This is a genomic window from Puniceicoccus vermicola (assembly GCF_014230055.1).
Classification (GTDB): domain Bacteria; phylum Verrucomicrobiota; class Verrucomicrobiia; order Opitutales; family Puniceicoccaceae; genus Puniceicoccus; species Puniceicoccus vermicola.
In genome coordinates, this window is the sequence record NZ_JACHVA010000025.1 from 1 (window position 1) to 6,050 (window position 6,050).

At 60.1% G+C, this 6,050-nt stretch carries 5 protein-coding genes; 3 read left to right on the forward strand and 2 right to left on the reverse strand.

Going from position 1 to position 6,050, the window contains the following annotated elements:
* Nucleotides 1-615: 615 nt before the first annotated feature.
* Together H5P30_RS02145 and H5P30_RS02150 are read right to left on the reverse strand one after the other, a co-directional pair.
* Nucleotides 616-1,368, reverse strand: coding sequence for a hypothetical protein (locus tag H5P30_RS02145; protein ID WP_185691323.1), 753 nt, complete (start codon nt 1,366-1,368; stop codon nt 616-618).
* Nucleotides 1,369-1,374: 6 nt separating this feature from the next.
* Nucleotides 1,375-1,773: a helix-turn-helix domain-containing protein gene (locus H5P30_RS02150; RefSeq protein ID WP_185691324.1), complete on the reverse strand. Its 399-nt coding sequence runs from the start codon at nt 1,771-1,773 to the stop codon at nt 1,375-1,377.
* A gap of 170 nt (nt 1,774-1,943) precedes the next feature.
* On the opposite strand from H5P30_RS02150, the gene H5P30_RS02155 reads away from it, so the two are divergent.
* The 3 genes from H5P30_RS02155 to H5P30_RS02165 form a co-directional block, all read left to right on the forward strand.
* The gene (locus tag H5P30_RS02155) at nt 1,944-2,231 is read left to right on the forward strand and encodes a hypothetical protein (protein WP_185691325.1); all 288 of its coding nucleotides are present in this window, start codon (nt 1,944-1,946) and stop codon (nt 2,229-2,231) included.
* Nucleotides 2,224-5,391 carry a CHC2 zinc finger domain-containing protein gene (locus H5P30_RS02160; RefSeq protein ID WP_185691326.1) on the forward strand — a complete coding sequence of 1,056 codons (3,168 nt, stop codon included), beginning with the start codon at nt 2,224-2,226 and terminating at the stop codon, nt 5,389-5,391. Before H5P30_RS02155 ends, H5P30_RS02160 begins: the two co-directional genes overlap by 8 nt.
* A 38-nt stretch (nt 5,392-5,429) precedes the next feature.
* Nucleotides 5,430-6,050, forward strand: a 621-nt coding sequence (locus H5P30_RS02165; RefSeq protein WP_185691327.1) for a tyrosine-type recombinase/integrase, incomplete at its 3' end; no start/stop codon positions are given.

A 6,050-nucleotide genomic window follows, 5' to 3' on the forward strand; every position in this document is an offset into this window, starting at 1 on the left:
TCTTGTGCGAGTCTTCCGTCTTCGCCCCTTTTGGACTACGCCGAGACAGGTCGGCCAGGATAGGCGGCGCGGTCGGGGTGGGGGAGCCGGGGCGGGTGCGGGCTCACGTTGTATTGGTTCGGAAACTCCCCGGTGTCGCGGGAATGTTCCCTCCGAGTCCTTCGGCCTCTGCGCGCTCCTTCGTCGCTTTGCCAAAAGCTTCCCTCCGCATCGGATTCCGATGCTCCAAAGTTTGGAACGGCCCCGCGCCCGGCGGCAACGGCAATCCGGGAGGCTTGCCTCCGTATTGAAATATCTCCGACAAGAGGAATCTTTCCTTAGTCGCTCCCCGCCACGCGCCCCCAAAATCGCACGCTTCGCTTTGCTCTGGGAGCTTCCCCCCGCCACCCGTGGCGCGGTTGCCCCGCGCGTTGCTCGCTTTGCTTCGCCGCGCGGGGAAATGCCACTCCGACGCAGGACGCGACGCCCACGGCCCGGCAAGCGGGCCATCTACGACGCTTGAGGATTACCCGGCGAAGCCGGAAGGATGGGGAAGGAGCCATGCCCCGCGCTTCGCGCCTGGCACCCAATCTTGGGCCGCCTCCCCGGCCCGCTGGAAAGCGGCTAAAGAGAAAATCATCTTTCGGAACGGCTCCTGGCGGCCAAGTTGGCGCGGATGTTCCAAATGCGTTCGATCTCGTCAAATGCGTCGTCGAAAGCACGACGCAAAAGGCTTTGGTCGGGAAACCGTAGCAAGGAGTTTGCCGAAGCGATCTCCAGCGAGTCGTTGTAGAACCGTTTTGGGTAGCGGGCATAAGCCCAGTTGGAGCCCTTGCGTGCGGCTTCGTATAATGGAAAGTAGTGCTCGCGAACAACGGCATCGAGAATCGTGAGAAACTCGCCAATCGGAACGCTTTCGCCGAACGGTCCGATTTGCCGAACCCTTGCGGTTAGCCCGATTAGATCGTGTCCGATGTCCTTTAGTTTCTCTCGGTAGTCTTTCCGCTTCTCGGAAGTCATCCAATCGTGATCCCGGAGGTTCCGGCACTCTTCGAACTGGCAAAGCCACATGCCCTTGAGAAATATCTCCGCGCCCATCTGGAAAACCGGATAGGGAAGATAGGTGTTCAAGGGTGGTCTGGAAAGGCCGCTGGACAACTGAACCGAAATCGTGCCTTTGGCACTTTGGATCAGATCCCGGCCATCTTCGAGCCATCGAAGAGGCTGAAGATCGGTATCGACCTTGAAACCGGGTTGGAGGCTGGGGTTCCCATCACGACGTTCAAGCCATGCTTTGCGCATGGCTTGGTAAGCTTCTTCTTTTTTCCGGTCACCGTCCTCGCGCATGCATTCGGCGATGAGCCGAATCGTGTCATCGTCCGGCTCCATTGGTGCTCAGGAGGCCTTGTCGAGGTAGCTTTCGAGCATCTCGAGAACGACGCCCTGCTTAGCCTTCGGAAGTCCGACCAGCCGCTGTGTGAGTTTTTTCACTCTTGGCGGTGGGCCGCTTTTGATCTTCTCGGGTTTGAGATCGAAGAGTTCGTCGAGGGAAACATCGAGAACCTTTGAAACCTTGAGCACGAAATCACTGGTTGGGTTCGGGCAACTGCGTTCGTAGTGGTGCACGAGGCTCCTGGAAATCTCCAGCGCATCGGCGAGTTCCTGCTGGGTCATGCCGCGTTGCTTGCGAAAATGGGAGAGTCGTTGACCGAAGAAAGGGGCTTCCTTGGTGGTGGTTCGTCCGCTTGCCATGGGCCGATTATACGGACGATTCGTCAAAATGGTCTTTTTCACGGAAATCGCTTGCATGTCTATGCCAATGTGAACTATCAAAAAATTATGCAAGTTAAGAATGCTTAAATTTTTGATAGTTTTGCCTTGACTGCCAAATACGAAAAAAGGCCAGCAGCTGAGTCGGGAAAACATAAGCCGCTGACCTTCAATCAGTAAATGAATACAAAGACATGAAAGAAGAAAACGGCCCGGAAGGGCAAGCTGAAACGACCGGACGGAAGCCCTCTCCGGTGAAACTGGTGGTAGAAATCCACCCCCTGAATCTGGAGCCTGCCCGGGCGTTGGCGCGGGAGCGTTGCTTGCAAAAGCTCGAAGAGACGCTCGGAGAGTTGGCCCACGATCTGGCCGAGGCTTGGAATCGTCCGGGCAGTTGGGAGGCGAGTCGGGTGACGGACTGGCTGGAGAGCCATTATCCACCGGTGGAAACCTTGAAAGAGTGGAGGCGGGAAGATGGGTAGGATCCCCGAGACCGAACTGGACTCCCTGAAATCCTCCGTGGACCTCGCGGCCTTGGTCCGGTCCAAGGGAATCGAGCTGAAGAAGCATGGCTCGAAGGACCTTGCGGGCCTCTCGCCGTTCACGGAGGAGAAGACGCCGAGCTTCATCGTGACCCCGGGCAAGAACCTGTGGCACTGCATGAGCAGCGGGCAGGGCGGGAGCGTGATCGACTTCGTCATGAAATACGACGGGGTCTCCTTCCGGGAGGCGGTGGAGCTTTTGCGGACGAAGAACCCCTCGCTCTACCGGAGCGCGGGTCCGGTGAGGAAGTCCACCGTTCCGAAGCTTCCGCCTCCGATCGAGTTCGACGCGGACGACCAGACGCTCTTCGGGCAGGTGCTCGCTTACTACGCGGGGCGGCTAAAGGAGAATAAGGCTGCGGTGGACTACTTGAAGAAGCGCGGCCTCTGGGAGGAAGAAGCCCTGGCAACCTTCCGGATCGGCTACGCCGACCGGACGCTCGGGCTGACCTTGCCGCACAAGAACCGCAAGGACGGAGCGGAAATCCGCACCCGCTTGCAGCGGCTGGGGATTTACCGCGAGAGCGGTCACGAGCATTTTAACGGATCGCTGGTCTTCCCCGTGATCGACAAGGAGGGCAACGTAACGGAGATCTACGGGCGCAAAGTCGGCAGTCAAAAGAGTGGGATCTACCACCTTTACTTGCCCGGCCCGCACGCCGGAATCTGGAATCCGGATTGCCTGAAATCCCCCGAGATCATCTTGACCGAATCGGTGATCGACGCGCTGACCTTTTGGGTGAACGGCTTCCGCAACGCGACTTGCATCTGGGGAACCGAAGGCTTTACCGGGGAGCATTTGGAGGCCTTCAGAAGCCACAGAACACAGCGTATCTATCTGGCCTACGACTGGGACAAGGCCGGGGACCGTGCCGCCGAAAGGGACGCTTCCCGGCTCCAATCGATCGGGATCGAATGCTTCCGGGTGAAGTTCCCGGCCGGTCACGATGCCAACGAATATGCCTTGAAGATCACTCCTGCTGCCGTCTCGCTGAAGGCGGTTCTCTCCGGTGCCGAGTGGTTGGGATTGGGGAAAAAGCCTTCCCGTATCAAAGATCAAGATACGCGTGCGCCTTCTTCTTTAGTAGCTAATTTAGCTGCTAAAGGTGGATCTGTTGAGGAGCGGAGCGACGAAATCCCGACTCCTGTCGGGGCTGAAACGCACACGGACGACGAGGGGGCGGCTAAGGATAAAAATGCTTCATCCTCCGTGCCCTCTGGGTCCTCCTTGTCACGGCGGAGCGACGCGGAGACGGATGTGGTGAATCCCTCGCCTTTGAAGGCTGTCGGGGAGGACTACGTTCTCGAGATCGGCCCGCGTTCCTACCGGGTTCGGGGTTTGCAAAAGAACGGTTCTCTGGAAGTGCTCAAGGTTCAGGTGCGCTTGATGGTTCACCGGGGAGAAGCCATGGGAGGCCGTAGCCTTGGCGAAGGCCCCTTCCACTTGGACACTTTGGACTTCTACCGCTCGAAGGACCGGGAGGCCTTCGTCCGGGCGGCAGCGAGCGAGACGGCCCTCGAACCGGATCTAATCAAGCGTGACCTCGGCAAGCTGCTGCTGGCCCTGGAACAGGTGCAGGAAGAGCGCATCCGGGCGGCAGCGAGCGAGACGGCCCTCGAACCGGATCTAATCAAGCGTGACCTCGGCAAGCTGCTGCTGGCCCTGGAACAGGTGCAGGAAGAGCGCATCCGGGCGGCGACCGAGCCGCAACCGTCGCATCCGCAGATGAGCGAAGCCGAGCAAGCGGAGGCCTTGGAACTCCTCCGCTCTCCGGATCTTTTGCAGCGCATCCTGGCCGACTTCGAATCGTGCGGGATCGTTGGGGAATCGACGAACAAGCTGACGGGCTACCTCTCCTGCGTCTCGCGGAAGCTGGACAGGCCGCTTGCGGTGATCGTGCAGAGCACGAGCGCAGCGGGAAAGTCTACGCTGATGGAGTCGATCCTCGCCTTCATCCCGGAGGAAGAGCGCGTCAAATACTCGGCGATGACTGGCCAGAGCCTTTACTACCTTGGGGAGACGAACCTGAAAAACAAGATCCTCGCCATCGTCGAGGAAGAGGGAGCGGAGAAGGCCTCCTACGCCCTCAAGCTCCTCCAAAGCGAAGGCGAATTGACGATCGCAAGCACGGGCAAGGACGATCAGGGCCGCATGAAGACGGAGGAATACCACGTCGAAGGCCCGGTGATGATCTTCCTGACGACCACCGCCGTGGACATCGACGAAGAGCTATTGAACCGCTGTCTCGTTCTGACCGTTGACGAATCCAGGGAGCAGACCAAGGCGATCCACCACCTGCAGCGCGAAGCCGAAACCTTCGAAGGCTTGAAGCGCAAGGTGGAGCGGGAGCGCATCCTTGCGGTTCACCGCAACGCCCAGCGGCTGCTCAAGCCGCTTCCGGTGGTCAACCCCTTCGCAAAAAAGCTGACCTTCCTGAGCGACCGCACGCGCACCCGGCGCGACCACGTGAAATACTTAACCCTGATCCGGACCATCGCGCTCTTGCACCAGCATCAAAGGCCGCTGAAGGAGCGCGACGGACTGCAATACATCGAAGTGACGCTGGAGGATCTGGCGGCCGCCAACGCTCTGGCCCACGAAGTCTTGGGCCTCAGTCTCGACGAGCTGCCCCCGCAGACCCGGCGCCTGTTGGGGATGTTGGAAGAGTGGGTAGATGCCCAGTGCGGGAAGCGGGAGATGGAGCGAAGCGATTTTTTCTTTAGCCGCCGCCGCTTGCGCGAAGTCTTCGGCTGGGGAGACACGCAACTGAAAGTGCATCTGGCCCGTCTGGTGGACATGGAATATCTTTTGGTGCATCGCAACTCTGACCAGTGGCAGGGTTACGTTTACGAGTTGTTGTATGCGGGAGAAGGCGAAGACGGGAGCCGCTTCTTGACGGGGTTGCTCGATCTGGACTCGCTCAAACACGGCTACGACGCGAAGCGGTCGGGGTCCGGTCGGCCCCCGGTCGGTGGGTGGTCGCCCACCGGACATCCTTCTGAAATACCGTTGCAGGCCAGCCAGAAAGGGCCTTCCGGGCTGAACGGTCACCGATCCGGCGAAAACGCACAAGAGGGGGAAAATCGCAAGGCGTCGTAACGCATGTCGCGCCGTAGCGATAGCGAAGGAGGATAGGCGTGGGCGGGATAAAAGGCATAGCGAGCGTGGCCGGGATGCGTGGCCGCCGCAAAGGGGGCCTGTCGGCCCCGCTTCGCCCGGAGGGCGACGACGATCCTTTTTCGTTGTGGTCGCACTCGGAGGCGTGGCTGGAGCGGATGGCCGAGCGCAATTACTCGGAGACGAGCCTGAGCGCGGCCCGTTGGGCTTTGAAGATGTTCCTGGACTGGGCGAAGGAGCGGGAACTGTCCTCTCCCGATCAGATCACCAAGCCGATCCTCGAGAGCTACCAGGGCTGGCTCTACCGCTACGAGAAGAAGGATGGCGAGCGGCTGAGCGTGCGCACCCAGCGGGCAAGGCTGGGCACCTTGCAGCGGTTCTTCTCCTGGCTGTGCAAAAGCGGTTTCCTGATGGCCAACCCGGCGGCCGACCTGGAACTCCCCCGCAAGCCCTATCACGCCTTGCCGAAGGCCCTCAACGCCGAAGAGCTGCGCCGCCTGATGGGGCAGCCCGACGTTACCGATCCGCTGGGACTGCGGGACCGGGCCATCCTCGAAACGCTCTACGCCACCGGAATGCGCCGGGGCGAACTCGTCTCCCTGGACCTCGAGGACATCGACCTGAAAGCCTCCAGCGTCCAC

Bases quoted from the DNA above. Each gene is read 5' to 3' on its own strand.
- H5P30_RS02160 (WP_185691326.1), top strand. From the start codon at position 2,224: ATGGGTAGGATCCCCGAGACCGAACTGGACTCCCTGAAATCCTCCGTG.
- H5P30_RS02155 (WP_185691325.1), top strand. From the start codon at position 1,944: ATGAAAGAAGAAAACGGCCCGGAAGGGCAAGCTGAAACGACCGGACGG.
- H5P30_RS02145 (WP_185691323.1), bottom strand. From the start codon at position 1,368: ATGGAGCCGGACGATGACACGATTCGGCTCATCGCCGAATGCATGCGC.